Origin of the sequence: Marinobacter sp. UBA3604 (assembly GCF_002375325.1) — a bacterium.
GTDB lineage: Bacteria > Pseudomonadota > Gammaproteobacteria > Pseudomonadales > Oleiphilaceae > Marinobacter > Marinobacter salarius.
Window position 1 is genome coordinate 14049 of the sequence record NZ_DFMB01000045.1, and the last position, 19877, is coordinate 33925.

A 19877-nucleotide genomic window follows, 5' to 3' on the forward strand; every position below is an offset into this window, starting at 1 on the left:
CCATGGATGGCGGAGCCCAAGCGCACATGGATGTGCTTGAAGCGTTTTTTGGAAAGGCCCTTCCAATCCTGCCCGGCACCAAAAAACCAGGCTAGAAACCAAGTCTCAAAGCTCCTCCAAAGCCGACAACGCATCACTAAGCTTGGTCACGGGAATAACCTTCATCCCCTCAATAGCCTTACGAGGCGCATTAGACTTAGGCACCAAAGCGCGGGTAAACCCATGCTTGGCAGCTTCGTAAATGCGCTCTTGGCCACTGGGCACCGGCCGAATCTCACCAGAAAGGCCAACCTCACCAAAGATCACCAGATCCTGAGGCAGGGCACGGTCGCGGAAGGACGACACGATGGCCGCAAGCAGCGCCAAATCCGCACTGGTCTCGTTAACCTTCACGCCGCCCACCACATTCACAAACACATCCTGATCCGACACATGCATGCCACCATGGCGATGCAGCACCGCCAGCAGCATCGCCAGCCGGTTCTGATCCAGGCCCACAGCAACGCGTCTCGGATATCCCCCCTGGGCCATATCCACCAGCGCCTGAATCTCCACCAGCATAGGCCGAGTGCCTTCCCAGACCACCATCACCACGCTGCCGGGAGCTGCCTCCTCGCCGCGGTTCAGGAAGATGGCACTGGGGTTCTTCACTTCCTTCAGGCCCTGTTCCAGCATCGCAAACACGCCCAGTTCGTTAACCGCGCCAAAGCGGTTCTTGATGCCCCTCAGGGTGCGGTAACGGCTATCGCTGGAGCCTTCCAGCAGGATGGAGCAGTCGATCATATGCTCCAGTACTTTCGGCCCAGCCAGGCTGCCATCCTTGGTAACGTGGCCCACCAGGAATAGAATGGTGCCGGTCTGCTTGGCAAAGCGGGTCAGGTAAGCTGCGCTTTCGCGAACTTGGGAGACACTGCCTGGAGCGGATTCCGACTCGGCGACATGCATAACCTGGATACTGTCCACCACCAGAATGCGCGGCTTTTCAGCCTCGGCAACCTGCATGACCCGCTCGACACTCGTTTCCGAGAGCATCTTCAAATCTTTGGTGGGCAGCCCCAGACGCTTGGCGCGCATGGCGACCTGCTGCAGCGATTCCTCGCCTGTGACGTACAGGGCTGGAACGCTGGACGCCAGGTGGCAGACCGCCTGAAGCAAGAGGGTGCTCTTACCAGCGCCCGGATGGCCGCCCATCAGGATGGCGGAACCTTCCACAAGCCCGCCGCCCAGAACGCGGTCAAACTCCTGCATGCCGGAGCTGATGCGCGGCTGTTCGGCAAGGCTGACGTCGTCAAGGCTTTTTACCTCTGAGAGACTGCCCGCAAAGCCCTCAAAGCGGGCGCCGCGGGCACCCTTGGCGTTGCCGCCACTGATGCCGCGGACCTCGCTGATCGTATTCCAGGCCTGGCAGGCGGTGCATTGCCCCTGCCACTTTGAATAATCCGCACCGCATTCGGAGCAGACATAGGCGGTTTTTGCTTTTGCCATCAGGCCAGCTTCTTATACTTCATGCGCTGGGGCACCATGGCAGAGTCGCCCTTCCGCTTCTTGTGATCTTCATCGTATTCGCTGAAGTTGCCTTCGAAGTAGACCACTTCACCATCGTCCTCGAACGCCAGGATGTGAGTGGCCACACGGTCCAGGAACCAGCGGTCGTGCGAGATCACCAAAGCGGAGCCTGGGAAGTTGAGCAGGGCTTCCTCCAGGGCACGCAGGGTTTCCACGTCGAGGTCGTTGGTCGGTTCGTCCAACAGCAGCACGTTGCCACCTTCCTTGAGCAGTTTCGCCAGGTGCAGGCGGTTGCGTTCACCGCCCGACAAGTCGGCCACACGCTTCTGCTGGTCGGAGCCCTTGAAGTTGAAACGACCTACATAGGCTCGTGACGGGGTTTCGTAGTTACCGATCTTGATAATATCGTTGCCGTCGCTGAGCTCTTCCCAGACGGTGTTGTCGCCGTTCAGGTCCCGCATCTGGTCCACGTAGGCCAGCTTGACGGTTTCACCCACGGTGATGGTGCCGGAGTTCGGTTTGTCGTAGTCGCCAATCATCCGGAACAGCGTGGACTTGCCTGCACCGTTGCCGCCGATGATGCCGACAATCGCACCCGGGGGAACGCTTAGCGACACGTCTTCGTAAAGCAGACGGTCATCGAAGGACTTGCTGATACCATCAATCTCAATCACCTTGTCGCCCAGGCGAGGGCCAGGTGGGATGTATAGTTCGTTAGTTTCGTTGCGCTTCTGGAATTCCTGGGAGCTCATTTCTTCGAAGCGGGCCAGGCGGGCCTTGCTCTTGGACTGACGGCCTTTGGCGTTGCTGCGCACCCATTCCAGCTCGTGTTTGATGGTCTTCTGGCGAGATGCTTCCTGTTTGGCTTCAACTTCCAGGCGTTTTTCCTTGTTCTCCAGCCATTGGCTGTAGTTGCCCTCAAACGGAATGCCCTGACCACGATCCAGCTCCAGAATCCAGCCGGCCACGTTGTCCAGGAAGTAGCGGTCGTGGGTGATGGCAACCACGGTGCCGGTGTAGTCGTGCAGGAAGCGTTCCAGCCAGGCTACAGATTCGGCATCCAGGTGGTTGGTGGGCTCGTCCAGCAACAGCATGTCCGGGCTGGACAGCAGCAGACGGCAAAGCGCCACGCGGCGGCGCTCACCGCCGGAGAGGTTTTTTACCATGGCGTCCCAGGCCGGCAGGCGAAGGGCATCGGCCGCCACTTCCATCTTGCGCTCAATATCGTGGCCGTCGGAAGCCTGTATAAAGGCTTCCAGTTCGCCCTGTTTCTTGGCGAGGGCATCAAAGTCGGCATCCGGCTCGGCATAGGCGGCATAGACCTGATCCAGCTCCGCCAGTGCGTTATGGACGCCCGAGACCGCCTCATCGACGATTTCCTTGACGGTCTTGGCGTCGTCCAGTTCCGGTTCTTGGGGCAGGTAGCCGACGTTGATGCCGGGTTGGGGGCGGGCCTCACCAATGTAATCCTGGTCGATACCGGCCATAATGCGTAGCAACGTAGATTTACCAGCGCCGTTCAGGCCCAGTACGCCGATTTTCGCGCCTGGGAAAAAGCTCAGGGAAATGTCTTTGAGGATTTCACGCTTGGGCGGAACCACCTTGCCCACGCGGTTCATGGTGTATACGTATTGCGCCATGTGTCGGAATCCTTCTTGCGAGTGTAAGTGTCGGAATTACTGATGGTGTCTGACTAAGGCCGTCGGTCAGGGCGATCCGGGATCGTCAAAATCAAGGATGATTTTGTCGAGCGTACAGGGACGTATTCACAGCGTATCCCGGATCGCCCTGACCGATGGCCGTAACGCCAATAGCTAGTAGCCGCAACCAATGAATATTGACCGAGTAAGGTATCGAAACCAACCGGGGATAGCAATTGAGCAAAAAGCGCAGGCGGCGGCGTGTCGGTATCTGCGGACGGCATAAAGGGTGATTTTTTACCCATTTGTAAGATAGAATAGCGGCCCATTTTTTCGGGCAGCTAAGCACATAGGGGCAGCGCATCCATGTTTAATCGTGATATGAAAATCGCCGGTTTTGACGACGAGCTCTGGAACGCCATTCAGGCGGAAGAGAAACGCCAGGAGGCTCATATCGAGCTGATCGCGTCTGAGAACTATACCAGCCCCCGGGTGATGGAAGCCCAGGGTAGTGCGCTGACCAACAAGTATGCCGAAGGCTATCCCGGCAAACGTTATTACGGCGGCTGTGAGTTTGTCGACATCGCCGAGGACCTGGCCATCAGCCGGGCCAAAGAATTGTTTGGTGCTGCCTACGCCAATGTGCAGCCGCATTCCGGCTCACAGGCCAACTCTGCCGTATTCATGGCGCTGCTCAAGCCGGGTGATACGGTTCTGGGCATGAGCCTGGCCCATGGTGGGCACCTGACCCATGGTGCCAGCGTCAACTTCTCCGGCAAGATCTACAACGCCGTCCAGTATGGCCTGAACCCGGACACGGGGCTGATCGATTACGATGAGGTGGAAAGCCTTGCCGTTGAGCACAAACCCAAGATGATCATCGCCGGTTTCTCAGCCTACTCCCAGGAGCTGGACTTTGCCCGATTCCGCGCGATTGCCGATAAGGTTGACGCCTATCTGTTTGTGGACATGGCCCACGTGGCAGGTCTTGTGGCTGCTGGTGTTTATCCAGACCCGGTACCTCATGCCCACGTGGTTGCGACGACTACCCATAAGACCCTGCGTGGCCCCCGTGGTGGTTTGATCCTGGCCTGTGACGATGCCGACTTGCAGAAAAAGCTTAACTCCGCTGTATTCCCTGGCGGCCAGGGCGGCCCCTTGATGCACGTTATTGCTGCCAAGGCGATTTGTTTCAAGGAAGCCATGAGCGACGAGTTCAAGGTGTATCAGAAACAGGTGATCAAGAATGCCAAGGCCATGGCTGAGGTGTTTGTGTCCCGCGGATTCGATGTGATTTCCGGTGGTACAGAGAATCACCTGTTCCTGGTCAGCCTGATCAAACAGGACATCACCGGTAAGGATGCAGACGCAGCCCTGGGCCGAGCGCACATCACCGTGAACAAGAACGCAGTACCTAACGATCCGCGTTCGCCGTTCGTCACCTCCGGCCTGCGCATCGGTACGCCCGCGGTGACCACTCGTGGTTTCGGAGAGTCCGAGTGTCGCGATCTGGCTGGCTGGATGTGCGATATCCTGGATAGCCTGGAAGATGAATCCGTTAATGACCGGGTTCGTGAGCAGGTTGAAGGCCTGTGTTCGCGGTTCCCGGTTTACGCCGGCTAAATAGCCTGATTGCGCCCTCGGGCAGGCCTTGTTGCCTGGCCCGATGGTTTGCAGGAGCTTCTGAGTATGCATTGTCCTTTCTGTGGTGAAGCGGATACCAAGGTAATCGACTCCCGGCTGGTGGCCGAGGGTGATCAGGTGCGTCGCCGCAGGGAGTGCCTGTCCTGCCGTGAGCGTTTTACAACGTTCGAGTCGGCTGAGCTTGTGATGCCTCGAGTGGTCAAGCAGGACGGCACCCGTCAGCCTTTCGATGAGGAAAAACTCCGGGCTGGCCTGATGAAAGCCCTGGAGAAGCGCCCGGTGAGCATCGAGGAAATTGAGGCGGCGCTGAATCGCATCCGATTCCGGTTGCGGGCGACCGGCGAGCGTGAGGTCAAGTCCATGCAACTCGGTGAAGAAGTGATGACGGAGTTGCGTCAATTGGACAAAGTGGCCTACGTGCGCTTCGCGTCGGTGTACCGCAGCTTTCAGGACGTCAACGAGTTTAAGGAAGAGATCGAGCGCCTTTCAGCGACTTCGGGCGAAGACCCGGTGGATGTGGCCAAGGCCCTGGCGGATAACCATTCTTCCGAAGGACAGGCATGATCGACGCTCAGGACACGGCGTTTATGGCTCGGGCGGTTCAGCTTGCCTGGCGTGGTCGTTATTCGACGCATCCCAACCCGCGGGTGGGTTGCGTCATCGCCCGAGGCAGCAAGGTTCTGGGCGAAGGCTGGCATGAGCGAGCAGGCGAGGCCCATGCAGAAACGCGCGCACTCAGCCAGGCTGGGCCTGATGCCCGTGGCGCAACGGCCTATGTCACGCTGGAACCCTGCAGTCATTTTGGCCGTACTCCGCCTTGTGCCAAAGCCCTGATAGAAGCGGGCATCGCCCACGTGTTTGCGGCGACCAAGGACCCCAACCCCTCGGTATCCGGTCGCGGCCTGGATATGCTCCGAGAGGCGGGCATTCGTGTAACGGAAGGCCTGCTGGCGGAAGAGGCCGTGCGATTGAATCCCGGCTTCATGAAGCGAATGAACGTCGGCAGACCCTATGTCCGGCTTAAAATGGCTGCGAGCCTTGACGGCAGGACGGCCATGGCCTCTGGTGAAAGTCAGTGGATTACCGGCTCGGAGTCCCGCCGCGATGTCCAGCGGCTCAGGGCCATCAGCGATGCCGTCCTGACAGGGGTGGGCACGGTGCTGGCTGACAACCCTTCACTGACAGTTCGTCGAACTGAGTTGGGTGACATTGGCGATGCTACGGAACCGTCCCGCCAACCCCTGCGCGTGATCGCGGACCGGGACGCGCGCACACCTCCTGGCGCTACGATCCTTCAGGGTGGCAATGTCCAGGTGTATTGTGCCTCCCCAGCACTGGCAACGGCGCCGGCACAGGACCTTGCCGCGTTGGGCGTGGGCCTGACGGGTGTGGCCTGGAAGGACAATGGAATTGATGTGCGCGAGTTGCTCGACTCACTGGGGGAGTTAGGCATCAACGAATTGTTGGTGGAAGCTGGTCCAACGCTGGCCGGCACCTTTATAAGTGAGCGCCTGGTCGACGAGTTGTGGCTCTACCAGGCGCCGGTGTTCCTGGGCAGTACCGGCCGCCCCACGGCCAATCTGCCGCTGGAATCCATGGCGGACAAGGTGCAATGGAAAGTGCTGGATCGCCGTCAACTGGGCGAGGACCAACGATTGATCCTCGCGCCGGGGTAACGGTTACTAAATTCATGGCTGCCGGCACCGATACTCGGGCGGACAGACCAACAGGATGCAAATACGGTATGGCACTGAACAGCATTAAAGACATTATCGACGATATCCGTCAGGGCAAGATGGTTATCCTGATGGATGATGAGGACCGGGAAAACGAAGGTGACCTGGTGATGGCCGCAGAGCATTGTACGCCAGAGGCCATCAACTTCATGGCCCGTTTCGGTCGTGGACTGATTTGTATGCCGATGACGCGCCATCGTTGCGAACAGCTTGGGCTACCGTTGATGGTGCAGCAGAATGCATCGGGTTTTGGCACCAAGTTCACTCTGTCCATTGAAGCGACGGAAGGTGTAACGACGGGTATCTCTGCCGCCGACCGTGCGCGAACGGTCCAGGCCGCGGTTGCCCGCGATGCAAAAGCGTCTGACCTGGTTCAGCCGGGACACATTTTTCCACTGATGTCAGACCCCGGCGGGGTGCTCAGCCGAGCCGGCCATACCGAGGCATCCTGTGATCTTGCAGCCCTCGCTGGTTGTGAGCCTGCCGGCGTGATCTGTGAAATCATGAACGACGATGGGTCCATGGCCCGCCGTGAAGATCTGGAAAAATTTGCCGAAACTCACGACCTCAAGATTGGCACGATCGCGGATCTGATTCACTACCGGACATTGAACGAGCGCACCATCGAGTGCGTTGAGCAGTATGACCTGGACACCGAGTACGGTGTATTCAACTTGCGAACCTATCGCGACAAAATCCAGGGTTCCACCCATCTGGCCATGGTGATGGGCGATATTGCGGCCGAGGATCCGGTATTGGTGCGTGTGCACATCACGGATACTCTGCGTGACCTGCTCGGCGCCCGCCGCGCCGATTCCCGTAGCTGGCCATTGCATCATGCTCTGGAAAAGGTGGCGAGTGAGGGTCGTGGCGTCGTTGTCCTGCTCAACAGCGCCGAAGACAGCTACAATCTTGAAGATCGTATCCACGAATTTTTCGAACAGGATAAGAAGTCCGCGGGTAAGGGCAGCTCCGGTGTTTATTTTACCGTTGGTACCGGCTCACAGATTCTGAGGGATCTCGGTGTTGGCAAAATGCGCCTGCTGAGCCCGCCCATCAAGTTTTCTGCCATTTCCGGATTCGAGCTGGAAGTTGTGGAATACGTGCCCTACACACCCGAATAATGAACCCCGGCAGCCTCGCATCGTAACGGCGGGGCTGCCAATGAAGGAGCCATGCATGGCAGATATTAAAGTAATAGAAGGCGATTTCACTCACTGCAGCGGTAAATATGCATTGGTTGTCGGTCGTTTCAACGGTTTTGTGGTTGAGAGCCTGGTGGAAGGTGCGGTTGATACCCTGCGTCGTCACGGTATCGCCGATTCCGATATCACGATTGTGCGGGTTCCCGGTGCCTATGAGATGCCGCTGGCGGTTAAACGTGTGGCGGAAACTGGCAACCACGATGCGATTATTGCACTGGGTGCGGTTATTCGTGGTGGTACACCACATTTCGACTATGTGGCAGGCGAAGCCTCCAGTGGTTTGGGCGCGGTTAGCCTCGAAACCGACGTGCCGGTGACGTTCGGCGTGCTGACGGTCGATTCCATCGAGCAGGCAATAGAGCGGGCCGGTACCAAGGCCGGTAACAAAGGCGCCGAAGCGGCGATCACGGCCCTGGAAATGGTCAGCCTCTTCAAAAAGCTGGGTGAATAATGAGCGCATCGGAAGACAGTGCCGCGCAACCGGCCCCGGCGGGCCAACCTAAGGCGGGCGACAGACGCAGAGCCCGGGCTCTGGCGATGCAAGGCCTTTACCAGCGCCACTTCAGCAAAAGCTCGATCACCGATATCGAATCCGAATTCATCGTCGACAACGACATGTCGAAAGTGGATGCGGCCTATTTTCGCGATCTCCTCCGGGGCGTCCACCGGGAGCAGGCTGAGTTAGACCGCCTGCTGGAGCCATTCCTTGATCGCCCGATCCAAGAGGTGGATGCCATTGAATTGGCGATCGTGCGCCTGGGCGCGTACGAGCTCAAGCATCGACTGGATGTTCCTTACAAAGTGGTGATCAACGAAGGCATCGAGATGGCCAAGAGGTTTGGTGGCACCGAAGGTCATAAGTTCGTCAACAGCCTTCTGGACAAGCTCAGTCATCGACTGCGACTGGCCGAGACCCGTCCCCGCTGAGTGATGGGTGAATTCGAGCTGATCCGCCGCTATTTCTTTCCCATCGCCGAGGTTGGAAACGCATCCGCGGTTATGCTGGGGCCCGGTGATGACTGCGCCATTCAGCGTGTTGGGTCAGGCCTGGACCTGGTTTTTTCCGTGGACGCCCTGGTTGAGGGCGTGCATTTCCCCTATCACTATGACCCCGAAAAGCTGGGTTGGCGAAGCCTTGCTGTGGCCGCGAGTGATCTTGCTGCCATGGGGGCCGATCCTGTTTGTTTTACCCTCGCGTTAACGCTTCCCGATGCCGACCCGGACTGGCTGAGCGCCTATGCGTGCGGACTGGCAAACGCTGCCAGACATTTTGGCCTGTCGCTCGCTGGAGGCGACACCACGAGAGGCCCACTGACCCTGAGCATGCAGGTTCATGGTACGGTACCGAAAGGTGAGGCCATCCTGAGGTCTGGAGCCCAGGTGGGGGACTACATCTGTGTTTCCGGAATGCTGGGAGAGGCCGGAGCGGCATTGGACCACCTTGAAAATGATAGCCCCGGGCCGGAAGTGCAGGCAGTCCTGCGAAGGTATCATTTTCCGGAGCCCAGGCTTGCGCTTGGCACGGCTCTGCGCGGATTCGCAACAGCAGCGGTGGATGTATCTGACGGCCTGGTGGCAGACCTGGGGCATATTCTTGAGGCCTCTGAGGTTGCGGCCAGTATCGATGCGAGCCGTGTGCCGGTGTCGCAACATCTGAAACGCCTTGTGGGCCAGTCTGCTGCCGGCCTGGCATTGAACGCCGGGGACGATTATGAGTTATGCGTTACAGTGCCTCCACGGGTTTGGGCTAATCTCCCCGAAGATATCCGGCGTGAGTTGACCGTTATTGGCGAGGTCGTTGCCGGGAAGGGTGTAACCATTGACTGGGGAGACCATACTGAGAACCTGTCAGCGGGAGGATACGACCATTTCAGGAACTGATTCATGAGCAGCGACAATAACCTCCAGGAACCGGAGTTCACTGAAGCACTGCTGCCGCCAGGGTTTCTTCGTAATCCCGTCCATCTGTTGGCGTTTGGGTTTGGTAGTGGTACTGCTGCCAGGGCGCCTGGCACCTGGGGCAGTCTTGCGGCGATTCCCGTCTGGTTCTGCTTTGCCTGGTTGCCGCCCGTCGCTTACTGGGTGATTGTCTTGCTGGCCTTCGTGGTTGGGATCTGGTTGTGTGGCAAGACAGCCGCAGATCTAAAGGTCCACGATCATGGGGGTATCGTCTGGGACGAGTTTGTGGGCATGTGGATCGCGCTGGGACTTTTTCCGGACAACGTTTACGGCATTCTGATGGCCTTCACGTTGTTTCGGCTTTTCGATGTGCTCAAGCCCTGGCCTATTAGTTGGTTGGATGAGTATTTGCCGGGCGGGCTGGGCATTATGGTGGATGATGTCGTGGCGGGTTTCATGGCGTTACTGTGCCTGCTCGCCATCGACCGGTGGTTGATGGCGGTCATTGTCTGAACATCGTTCTGAGACTGGAGGGCAGTCCAGATCAGTGGACTTGTTGCTCTTCCGGAAGAAGTCGCACAACATGCAGGAAGCGCCTGAGGCCGGTTTCTGCGCGTTGCCGGGAGGCAAAGGGACCGCTGTCGAAGCCCTCCCGCGTGGTGAAATACCACTTGCTCCCGACGCAGAAGAACCGACTGCTTCGGAACGGTGCGGGACCGTTTTCTCCGGACCGACGTTGGGTATCCATGTTGTCTCCTGAGCCCTTCGGTGCACTTTTACACCGGGTGGGCGCTATTTCGATTTCCTGACTGTTTAAAATTAAATCAATTCCCGCCGAATTCAACATTTTTTTACAATTTTTGGGTAGACTTGATGCCTTCCCCGTAACCGGAGTGTCATCGGGTTACTGTAAACAGGCTGCATGTCTTGCCCTTGGCTCGGCCACTCTTCAAAATGCCTTTCAACCACAAGTGATTATCCGCCGGTAGAAACTGGCGACCAGCACAAGGATATAGCATAAGTATCTATCACGTTTTAGTCTTTTTCAAAAAAGTACGATTCAGTGCAGTGGCCCTTGTTGCCATGGTTTTGCTCGCGGGCTGTAGCTCTACCATGAGCAACGTCCAAACCTGGGAGGGTGACGCCGTGGACTCCTCACAGGCCGCCGTCCTTGAATCCCCGGGCGAAATTCGGGTGCAGCAGGTGAATGGTCGCAATCTCGGTAACTTTCTAATGGATGACCTGGCCCTGAATTACGAGCTCTTACCGGGCGAAAATCAGGTTGTGTTTACCTATAAGACGATCTGGGCCAAGAGTGGCGTGGTCCGTAATGGCGAATCCAAAGTGCACGTCGTTGAAACAGCGCCCCAGGCAGTGATGATCAATGTGCAACCGGGTGATACCTACCGTTTCAGTTTTGAGCCTCCCGCCAACAAGAGCGATGCGGAGGCTTTCGCTAACAATTTCACGGCGGATGTCGTTGATGAGTCCGGTAACGTTGTAGCCACCGCCAGCGCCTGGAATGGTCAGCCCGCCGGCACCCGAACTGCTGCAAGGGCACCGGTCGGCTCTGGTGGCGAAGGAGAAAGTGTTGGAGGCGCGAGCACCGACTCCATGAGTACTCTGGGTGAGCTCAAGTCACTTTGGGGGCAGGCAAATGAGGAAGAGAGGCGGGCGTTCCTGCGCTGGGCCTTCGAGTAATGCGCAATCCGGACGGGCGGCGTTTCTGCCGCTCGCCACTGTCGTTCAGTTGCGAAATCGCCTGAACGTTCTCCGTAGAGCACCTTCCATGAGGTTCAGTGCCTCGTCGGTCAGAGTAGGGTGGCTGTCGGGGTGCTCGCACGTGTCTTCTTCATGCGGTGGCAGAGTCTCGGCCGCCGATTCGATCGATTTCAGGCTGTTTTCGAGCAGTTCCGGCAGTGAGTCGCCGTCAGCCACTACGTCGGGGCACAAGGTGAAATTGATCGTCAGATTGCCCTGATAGCTCACCGCGACAATCACCAATCCCATGCTGTCGAACAGGGGGGCGGAGTTAAATTGCCTCACCAGACGTGAGCCTTGTAAGTACAGCGGCACTTGCGGCCCGGGTACGTTGGTGATCGGAAGGTTGAATACCGGCTGGTACCGTTGCGCAATCTGCAGTTCAGAATACAGTCTTGCAGAGAGTGCCAGCATGGTGGAGGGCAGGAGTTCTGTCAGCCTGTCTGCTGCAATGGCTTCACGGTAGGGCTCGGATTCCACCGCATTCCAGTGTATGCGACGAATTCGTTCGGCGGGATTGGGCTCAGTGGTGGCCAGGTCCAGTAACATGGCGGACATCTGGTTGCCGGTGGCCTTGCGAAGGCTGCTTGAGCGCACGGAAATCGGTGTCATCGCTACCAGCGATCGTTCCGTTGTGGCGTCACTCATGGCCAGGTAGCGGCTTAATGTTTCAGCGCACAGACCGAGGACGACGTCGTTCAGGGTTACATCACCGAGTGCTGCTTTGATGGCCTTTAGCCGGGATAGATCCAGGCTGGCCGAAACGATCTTGCGGTTGGCGGTAATCTGGCGGTTAAACGGACTGTGAGGCGCGGAAAACAGGGGGAACGGCAACGGCAGCTTTCGCATCTGCTTTTGTATGAGCCCACGAGCAGTGGCTTCGGCGGCACTTATGGCGAGGGACGTCATTTGCAAGGGTTTGCGCAGCAGGTTTGCACCGGCCTGGAGAATAACCCTTTCTTCCGACGGTTCCGGCTGCGGGTACCAGGGGCGCGGTGTTTCTATCGTTCTCGCTTTTGGTGAGTATTCCAGAAGTTTGCCAATGATTTCCTCGCCACTGAACGCATCAATGGCGGCATGATGCAGTTTCACGATGAGGGCGAAACTTTTGCTGTCCGCATCGTCGTCGAGTTGGAACCCGTCCACAAAAGTGATATGCCACAGTGGGCGATCCCGTTTGAGTGGTTCTTCCAGAATTCGCGAGGCCAGTCCCATCAGGCTATCGACTTTTCCGTGGTTGCCGAGGTTCACATAAGCCAGGTGCCTCTCGATACTGAAATCTGGATCGTCAATCCAGTAGGGACGTCCTAGCCGCAGGGGTATTTCTTTCAGGCGCTGGCGAAAGAGAGGGACCACATGGAGCCGGCTTCGCAGATAGGCGACAAAGGTGCTGAAGGCCAGCGGTTTGTCGCGCTCCCGGGCATCAAAAAGATAGATGCCGCCAATGTGCATGGGGGCGGTTTCGGACTCCAGGTACAGGAATGAGGCGTCCAGCTCCGACAGCTGCCGCATGGTTTGAGCTCCGTTCACAGGTTCTTGTGTGGGGGCAGTATAAACGACTGTGCCGCTATTCTGTTGGCTGTTTTGCCCGGGAGACTTATGTGGTGGAGTCAGACCTGTTTTGACGGCTATTCAGGGGGCCAGCCAGTCAGCAATATCGGGTGAATCTCCCAGCTTATCCCAGAACCACATCAACGCTTTTCCCTGATCTTCGGCGTGGCGGGCCAGGTGAAGCTGGATGGCCTGTCTGGGCTCATGGACCCTGAGCGCTTTCAGGCTGCCATCCGCTAGCTGGTCGCGTACGCGTGCTTCTGGAAGCCATCCGACCGCAAGGCCGGCTGTTTGCACGGCGATCTTCTGGTCGATATTGGCGACGGTCACAGTTCGCTGACGGCGGAATATGCCGGCGTGGCCGGGGGGCAAGGAGCGGGAAGTGTCTGCGGCTACTGCCGCGGGGAAGCGAACAATATCCTCCTCCCTCAGAGGCTGAGAGGCCTTTGTCAGAGGGTGGTCCGGTGCTACTGCGTAGACGAACGTCATGTTTCCCAGCGGTTTTGTGGTGAAAGAGCCTGCAGGTTTGCTCACCTGATCGGCGCCAACAACCAGATCAATTCGTCGGCTTTGCAGCGCATCCCAGGAGCCCGCGAAAACTTCTTCCACCAGCTGTACCTCCACCGGTACGCCGAGTTCGTAAAACTCTTTTACAGCGGGAAACAGGCACTCAGCCGGTAACAGGGAGTTGAATCCGATCCGCAGTCGGGTTTCCCAGCCTTGTGCTACCTGGCGGGTGGTGTGGGCCAGGTTTTCAGCAGCTTCCAGCAGGGTGCGGCCCTCTTCCAACAGATAGCGACCGGCTGGGGTGAGGGCCGCTCGGTGGCCGGTGCGGTCGAAGATGGCGACGTTGAGGTCTTCTTCGAGTTTCTGGACGGTGTAGCTGATCGCGGAGGGAACGCGGAAGAGTTCGTTGGCGGCGCCGGCGAAGCTGCCTTTGCGGTCGATGGCATCGAGAACTTTGAGGGCATCTATGGTGATGGCTGTGTGCATGTTCGAATTATCTGATGGTGTTGGCCAGAATTGATTGTTTGAGAGCGTAGCAGGGTGGCCGGTATTCTTCCCGTTAAAGATTTAAGGCTTATTCAGATATTTGAAGGCTCGGAGTTGGATCGCGCCAGGGATGGGTCGTAAAAACACGCCGTAAACCCATCCCTGGGGGCTCGGCATTGCCATCCATGGCAATGCACGGTTTTTACGACCCATCCCTGCCGCAATCACCAGATATCGCAGTCGCCTTCTCAAAACATCAGGTTCAGGAGTAAAGGGTTATGGGACTTCTCGTCGACGGAAAATGGCAAGATCAGTGGTACGACACCTCGAAAACCGGCGGCAAGTTCGAGCGTGAGGCCGCCCGGTTCCGCAACTGGGTTACGGCGGATGGCTCGCCGGGGCCCGCCGGAGAAGGGGGCTTTCCAGCGGAATCGGGCCGGTATCACCTGTACGTGTCCATGGCGTGTCCCTGGGCCCATCGGACGTTGATTTTTCGGGCGCTCAAGGGGCTGGGGAAACATATCTCGGTGTCGGTTGTGCATCCGGATATGCTTGAGAATGGCTGGGAGTTCCGGCCGAATGACGAGTCGCATCAGGACACGGCCAATGGAAAGCGCTTCATGTACGAAGTTTATCTGAAGGCGGCGCCCGACTATTCCGGGCGGGTGACGGTACCGACGCTGTGGGACAAGCAAAGGCAAACGATTGTCAGTAATGAATCGGCGGATATTATTCGCATGTTTAACTCGGCATTCGATGGGCTGGATGGCGTTCGAAGTGATCTGGATTTTCACCCTGAAGAACTTCACGGTGAGATCGATGAGGTGAACGAGCGGGTTTATCACACCGTGAACAACGGCGTTTATAAGGCCGGATTTGCGACTGCCCAGGATAAATACGAAGAGGCGTATGGGGCGTTGTTTGAGTCTCTTGATTGGTTGGAGGATCGCCTTTCAGGGCAGCGTTATCTGGCTGGCAATCGGTTGACTGAGGCGGATTGGCGATTGTTTACCACGTTGATTCGATTCGATGCTGTGTACTTCAGTCACTTCAAGTGCAATCGCCAGAGAATTGCGGACTTTCCGGCGCTCTCCAGGTACCTGCGGGATCTGTATCAAGTGCCCGGCGTGGCGGATACAGTGGATATTCGGCAGATCAAGCGGCATTACTACGTCAGTCAGCGCACGGTCAATCCGACGCAGATTGTGCCGGTGGGGCCAAGGCTGGATTTCACATCGGCCCACAACCGCGAAGCGTTGGGGCCTGATTTCGAAGGCTAAGGTTGTTCCGGGGTGACTAGCTGACCCGAGCGACCGCAACTTCGGTCAGCAGCGTAAGCGCATTCCGGTGGTCAGATTCCGGAATGTCTTTCAGGCAGTCCTGGGCTGCCTGGGCTTCTGCTTTAGCGCGTTCCATGGTGTATTCCAGCGCGCCCGAGCGGTTCACGATGTCGAGGATCCTGGGTAGGTCATCCAGTCCACCCTTGCGGACGGCCTGACGTATCAGGTGTTTTTCCTCATCGCTGCCGTTAGCCATGGCGTAGATCAGCGGCAGAGTGGGTTTGCCTTCGGCCAGATCGTCGCCCACATTCTTGCCCATGGCTTCTGCCTCGCCTCGATAGTCCAGCACGTCATCCACCAATTGGAAAGCCAGGCCCAGGTGCTTGCCGTAAGCGCTCAGCGCCCGCTCCTGGTCGTCACTCGCACCAGCGAGCAGCGCGCCGGTGTGGGAGGCTGCTTCGAACAGCATGGCGGTTTTGTTGTGAATAACCTCCATGTACTTGTCTTCGCTGACGTCCGGATTTTTTACATTCATCAGCTGAAGGACTTCCCCTTCGGCAATCACGGCTGTGGCATGGGACAGCACATCCATGATTTTCAGATTCTGGAGTTCCACCATCATCTCGAAGGCTCGGGCGTAGAGGAAATCACCTACCAGCACGCTGGGTGCGTTGCCCCAGCGTGCATTGGCGGTACTGCGGCCGCGGCGCATGTTTGAGGTGTCCACCACATCATCGTGCAGGAGCGTCGCCGTGTGCAGGAATTCGATGACCGCAGCGAGCTTCAGGTGATCGTCCCGTTCATAGGCCAGGGCTCGGCTTGAGAGTAAAACCAGTAGTGGCCTCAGGCGCTTACCACCACTTTCAATTATGTATTGGGCGATTTTCTCGACCAGGGGAACGTCGGATGACAGCCGCTTGATGATCAGGTCGTTGACGCGGCTGAAGTCGTCCGCGACGGTGTCGTAAATACGCTGGGCTGTCATGCGGCTTGTCCGATCCCTTGTCTGGTGTTTTCGTTGGAAAAATAGGCGGGTGCCGCAATGCTAGGTATTGCGGTGATCGGTGTCAACTTGGCTTGTAAAGCGGCGGAGGTTTTCGTACAATCACGCGCCCAACTCATCCCAACCTGCGCTCCCTGCTATAGGGTTGCCGAAGCGCTTCCCTTAGAACCAGGTGGATAAGAGCAGGGATGGGTCAATCGCGGAGAACGTTAATGTACGCAGTTATTGTTAGCGGTGGTAAGCAGCACCGTGTAAAAGAAGGCGAAACTCTGAAGCTGGAAAAGCTGGAAGTGGAAACTGGCGGCAACGTCGAGTTTGACCGCGTTCTGCTGATCGCCGATGGTGACAAGGTTCAGGTAGGTGCGCCGGTTGTTGATGGTGCCAAAGTGACTGCGGAAGTGGTTAGCCACGGCCGTCACGACAAGATCCAGATCATCAAGTTCCGTCGTCGGAAGCATTCCATGAAGCGTCAGGGCCACCGTCAGTGGTTTACTGAAGTCAAGATCACGGGTATCAAGGGCTAAGACCCTCGAGTAACCCCTTAGATAAGGAGGCTTGTAATGGCTCATAAAAAGGCAGCAGGTAGTACCCGTAACGGTCGCGATTCCGAGTCGAAACGACTTGGTGTGAAGCGCTTCGGCGGCGAGACTGTATCTGCAGGTAGCATCATTGTTCGTCAGCGTGGCACTCGTTTCCACCCGGGTCACAACGTTGGCCTCGGCAAGGACCACACTCTGTTTGCAACCGCAAACGGACAGGTCGTGTTTGAGGTAAAGGGTCCGGAGAACCGCAAGTTCGTGAGTATCGTTCCGGCTGCGTAAGCAGCGGCGATCTCGGGTTCTGTCGAACCTTCGGTGGCCCTGATATGATTTGATATCAGAGCCACCTGGAGCCCCGCATAGCTTCCATGAGGCTGCGGGGCTTTTTAGTTTATGCGCAGGGCGCAAAGGGTTGATTGATGAAGTTCGTAGACGAAGCCACCATCATTGTAGAGGCGGGCAAGGGCGGTCACGGTTGCCTGAGTTTCCGTCGTGAAAAATATGTGCCCAAAGGCGGACCCGATGGTGGTGACGGTGGCGACGGTGGCTCTGTGTACCTGGAGGCCGACAGTGCGCTCAATACACTGATCGATTACCGGTTCCAGCGTAAGCACAAAGCCGAGAATGGTCAGCCAGGCTCAGGCCGCAACTGCACTGGCATCAAGGGCGACGACCTCATGTTGCTGGTGCCGGTAGGCACTACGGTTGTGGATATGGATACCCACGAAGTGTTGGGGGACCTGACCCGTGCCGGTGAGCGCCTGAAAGTGGCTCAGGCCGGTTTTCATGGGCTGGGTAATACCCGTTTCAAATCCTCGGTCAACCGCGCTCCGCGTCAGACCACAAAAGGCTCCGAGGGTGAACTTCGGAACCTGCGGCTGGAGCTGAAAGTGCTGGCGGATGTCGGCCTGCTGGGTATGCCCAATGCCGGCAAGTCCACCTTTATCCGTTCCGTGTCAGCTGCCCGCCCCAAGGTGGCGGACTATCCGTTCACCACCCTGGTGCCCAATCTCGGTGTGGTCAGCGTGCAGGCTCATCAGAGTTTCGTCATCGCAGACATTCCCGGGTTGATAGAGGGCGCGGCGGAAGGCGCAGGGCTGGGAATCCGTTTCCTCAAGCACCTGGTGCGCACACGCTTGCTGCTGCACCTCGTGGACGTGGCGCCTTACGACGGGTCTTCGCCAGTGGAAAGCGTACGTGCGATTGAGCACGAGCTGGAAAAGTTCAGCGAAACCCTTGCCAGCCGCGAGCGTTGGCTGGTACTGAACAAAGTAGATATGGTCTCTGAAGTAGACCGTGAGGCACACTGCCAGGCCATCATCGATGAACTTGACTGGAAAGGTCCTGTATTCAGCATCTCCGCACTCAGCGGCGAAGGTACCAAGCCGTTGACTCAGGCCGTAATGCGCTGGATAGAAGATCAGGCCCAGGAAGAAGCGGAGAACCCCGAGTTTGCCGAGCGCGAAGCCGCACGCCGCCGGAAAATGGACGAAGAGGCGCGAGCAAGAATCGAAGCCGAGCGGCAGATCCGTCGCGAAGCCCGTCAGGATGACGATGATGACGACGACTTCGATGACGATGATTACGATGTAGAAGTGGTCTACGCTCCTGAGTAGCGGGTTATGTCGTCAGAGTTAACTGCCAAAGTATTGTCGGACAGGCGGGGGACTTGCTGGTGGATCGACAAAAACATGGATGTTTTTGTCGAGCGTACATGGATGTATTCACCGCGTATCCGCCAGCAAGCCCCCCGCCTGTCCGCTCCCTGAGCTGGAATGTAATGAGTACACGCACCCAATTACGTCATGCCCGTCGCCTGGTAATAAAAATCGGAAGCGCCTTGCTAACCAACGATGGCAGGGGTCTGGATGTTGCTGCTCTCGGGTTGTGGGTGGACCAGATTGCAGAGTTGGTCACTGCTGGCGTTGAAGTGGTGGTGGTGTCATCGGGCTCTGTGGCTGAAGGCATGAGCCGGCTGGGTTGGACCGTTCGCCCTGAGCAACTGCATGAGCTTCAGGCTGCAGCCGCGGTTGGTCAGATGGGGCTGGTTCAGACCTGGGAAGCCCAGTTCAAACGACATGATTTGCACACCGCACAGGTCCTGCTGACCCACGACGACCTGTCTGATCGCAAGCGCTACCTCAATGCTCGCAGCACCTTGAGGGCGCTGCTCGACTTCGGCGTAGTGCCCATCGTCAACGAAAACGATACCGTTGTCACCGACGAAATCCGCTTCGGTGACAACGATACCCTGGGTGCATTGGTCGCCAACCTGATCGAAGCTGATGGCCTGATCATCCTCACCGACCAGCTCGGCCTGTTTGACAAAGACCCTCGTAAAAATCCCGGTGCCCAACTGGTCGATGAACGCCGCGCCAACGACACCGAACTCGACGCCATGGCCGGTGGCGGTGCTGGTGTATTGGGCCGCGGCGGAATGCAAACCAAAGTCCGCGCCGCCCGCCTGGCTGCCCGATCTGGCGCATTCACCGTCATCGTCGGTGGCCGAATCGAAAAGGCCATCGCCCGCCTGCGCGACGGCGAAAGCATCGGCACCCTGTTGCTCCCCGAGCAGGGTCGAATCGCCGCCCGTAAACAGTGGCTCGCCAGCCATCTCCAGACCCGTGGCAAACTCACCCTTGATCAGGGTGCTGTTAACGTTCTCTGCCGGGGCGGTCGAAGCCTGCTGCCAGTCGGTGTGAAAAGCGTTTCCGGCCAGTTCCGTCGGGGTGAAATGGTCTCCTGCGTGGACGAAAGCGGCAAAGAAATCGCCCGTGGTTTGGTCAACTACGATGCCGACGAGGCTAGAGCCATCGCCGGTCGCTCAAGTAACCGGATAACAGAGGTTCTGGGCTACATTTCCGACGAAGAAATGATCCACCGAGACAACATGGTGATCGTGTAGGGGCTCTTCCCAATTCTGGAGGCAGGGCTGGCCACCCGCTCTGAAAACCGTGCATTGCCAGGGATGGCAATGCCGAGCCCCCATGGATGGGTTTACGGCGTGTTTTCGGAGTGGGTGGTCAGTCTTGCTTGTGCTCCGGAACCGGCAGGCAATGTAATCGGCGGGCACAAAAAAACCGGCCTGATGGGCCGGTTCAGATTGCTGACAAACCCTCG

The 19877-nt window shown here is 57.8% G+C and carries 20 protein-coding genes; 14 read left to right on the forward strand and 6 right to left on the reverse strand.

Annotation, left to right across the window (positions count from 1 at the left end; translation table 11 throughout):
* Positions 1–105: 105 nt before the first annotated feature.
* A complete protein-coding gene (gene radA / locus B2590_RS13890) occupies positions 106–1485 on the reverse strand; it encodes a DNA repair protein RadA (protein WP_036203607.1) in 1380 nt (459 codons plus the stop codon).
* Positions 1485–3146, reverse strand: coding sequence for an energy-dependent translational throttle protein EttA (ettA, locus tag B2590_RS13895; protein WP_286811251.1), 1662 nt, complete (start codon positions 3144–3146; stop codon positions 1485–1487). Before ettA ends, radA begins: the two co-directional genes overlap by 1 nt.
* Positions 3147–3512: 366 nt before the next feature.
* On the opposite strand from ettA, the gene glyA reads away from it, so the two are divergent.
* The 8 genes from glyA (at position 3513) to B2590_RS13935 (ending at position 10143) form a co-directional block, all read left to right on the forward strand.
* On the forward strand, positions 3513–4769 hold the full coding sequence (glyA, locus tag B2590_RS13900) for a serine hydroxymethyltransferase (RefSeq protein ID WP_286811252.1): 1257 nt from the start codon (positions 3513–3515) through the stop codon (positions 4767–4769).
* A gap of 66 nt (positions 4770–4835) precedes the next feature.
* Positions 4836–5354 carry a transcriptional regulator NrdR gene (gene nrdR / locus B2590_RS13905; protein WP_007155557.1) on the forward strand — a complete coding sequence of 173 codons (519 nt, stop codon included), beginning with the start codon at positions 4836–4838 and terminating at the stop codon, positions 5352–5354.
* A complete protein-coding gene (gene ribD, locus B2590_RS13910; RefSeq protein ID WP_286811253.1) occupies positions 5351–6466 on the forward strand; it encodes a bifunctional diaminohydroxyphosphoribosylaminopyrimidine deaminase/5-amino-6-(5-phosphoribosylamino)uracil reductase RibD in 1116 nt (371 codons plus the stop codon). The genes nrdR and ribD overlap by 4 nt, the downstream gene beginning before the upstream one ends.
* 68 nt (positions 6467–6534) lie before the next feature.
* Positions 6535–7650 carry a bifunctional 3,4-dihydroxy-2-butanone-4-phosphate synthase/GTP cyclohydrolase II gene (gene ribBA / locus B2590_RS13915; protein ID WP_286811255.1) on the forward strand — a complete coding sequence of 372 codons (1116 nt, stop codon included), beginning with the start codon at positions 6535–6537 and terminating at the stop codon, positions 7648–7650.
* A gap of 55 nt (positions 7651–7705) precedes the next feature.
* Positions 7706–8182, forward strand: a complete 477-nt coding sequence (gene ribE / locus B2590_RS13920; protein WP_286750035.1) for a 6,7-dimethyl-8-ribityllumazine synthase — start codon at positions 7706–7708, stop codon at positions 8180–8182.
* Entirely contained in the window at positions 8182–8658 is a 477-nt protein-coding gene (nusB, locus tag B2590_RS13925; protein ID WP_286811256.1) for a transcription antitermination factor NusB, read from the forward strand. Before ribE ends, nusB begins: the two co-directional genes overlap by 1 nt.
* Positions 8659–8661: 3 nt before the next feature.
* On the forward strand, positions 8662–9612 hold the full coding sequence (thiL, locus tag B2590_RS13930) for a thiamine-phosphate kinase (RefSeq protein WP_286811257.1): 951 nt from the start codon (positions 8662–8664) through the stop codon (positions 9610–9612).
* 3 nt (positions 9613–9615) lie between these two features.
* Positions 9616–10143 (forward strand): phosphatidylglycerophosphatase A family protein, encoded by a 528-nt coding sequence (locus tag B2590_RS13935; protein ID WP_286811258.1) that lies wholly within the window; start codon positions 9616–9618, stop codon positions 10141–10143.
* 31 nt (positions 10144–10174) lie between these two features.
* Here B2590_RS13935 and B2590_RS13940 read toward each other — a convergent pair whose 3' ends face one another.
* Positions 10175–10378 carry a DUF6316 family protein gene (locus tag B2590_RS13940; RefSeq protein WP_027830997.1) on the reverse strand — a complete coding sequence of 68 codons (204 nt, stop codon included), beginning with the start codon at positions 10376–10378 and terminating at the stop codon, positions 10175–10177.
* 365 nt (positions 10379–10743) lie between these two features.
* Here B2590_RS13940 and B2590_RS13945 point away from each other — a divergent pair, with 365 nt between their 5' ends.
* Positions 10744–11331 (forward strand): DUF2057 family protein, encoded by a 588-nt coding sequence (locus B2590_RS13945; RefSeq protein WP_286811260.1) that lies wholly within the window; start codon positions 10744–10746, stop codon positions 11329–11331.
* Between the two features lie 45 nt (positions 11332–11376).
* On the opposite strand, the gene B2590_RS13950 is transcribed toward B2590_RS13945, so the two are convergent.
* Together B2590_RS13950 and B2590_RS13955 are read right to left on the reverse strand one after the other, a co-directional pair.
* On the reverse strand, positions 11377–12903 hold the full coding sequence (locus B2590_RS13950) for a WS/DGAT/MGAT family O-acyltransferase (RefSeq protein ID WP_286811261.1): 1527 nt from the start codon (positions 12901–12903) through the stop codon (positions 11377–11379).
* A 120-nt stretch (positions 12904–13023) separates the two neighbouring features.
* The gene (locus B2590_RS13955) at positions 13024–13935 is read right to left on the reverse strand and encodes a LysR substrate-binding domain-containing protein (protein ID WP_286811262.1); all 912 of its coding nucleotides are present in this window, start codon (positions 13933–13935) and stop codon (positions 13024–13026) included.
* A gap of 278 nt (positions 13936–14213) precedes the next feature.
* On the opposite strand from B2590_RS13955, the gene B2590_RS13960 reads away from it, so the two are divergent.
* The gene (locus B2590_RS13960; protein WP_286811263.1) at positions 14214–15215 is read left to right on the forward strand and encodes a glutathione S-transferase family protein; all 1002 of its coding nucleotides are present in this window, start codon (positions 14214–14216) and stop codon (positions 15213–15215) included.
* Positions 15216–15231: 16 nt separating this feature from the next.
* Here B2590_RS13960 and ispB read toward each other — a convergent pair whose 3' ends face one another.
* On the reverse strand, positions 15232–16200 hold the full coding sequence (gene ispB / locus B2590_RS13965) for an octaprenyl diphosphate synthase (protein WP_286811264.1): 969 nt from the start codon (positions 16198–16200) through the stop codon (positions 15232–15234).
* 230 nt (positions 16201–16430) lie between these two features.
* On the opposite strand from ispB, the gene rplU reads away from it, so the two are divergent.
* The 4 genes from rplU (at position 16431) to proB (ending at position 19662) form a co-directional block, all read left to right on the forward strand.
* A complete protein-coding gene (rplU, locus tag B2590_RS13970; RefSeq protein ID WP_007155545.1) occupies positions 16431–16742 on the forward strand; it encodes a 50S ribosomal protein L21 in 312 nt (103 codons plus the stop codon).
* Between the two features lie 36 nt (positions 16743–16778).
* Positions 16779–17039: a 50S ribosomal protein L27 gene (gene rpmA / locus B2590_RS13975; protein ID WP_007155544.1), complete on the forward strand. Its 261-nt coding sequence runs from the start codon at positions 16779–16781 to the stop codon at positions 17037–17039.
* A gap of 137 nt (positions 17040–17176) precedes the next feature.
* A complete protein-coding gene (gene cgtA, locus B2590_RS13980) occupies positions 17177–18373 on the forward strand; it encodes an Obg family GTPase CgtA (protein ID WP_286811265.1) in 1197 nt (398 codons plus the stop codon).
* A 164-nt stretch (positions 18374–18537) separates the two neighbouring features.
* Complete coding sequence (gene proB / locus B2590_RS13985) at positions 18538–19662, forward strand: glutamate 5-kinase (protein ID WP_286811266.1); 1125 nt, start codon at positions 18538–18540, stop codon at positions 19660–19662.
* The last annotated feature ends 215 nt before the right edge of the window (positions 19663–19877 follow it).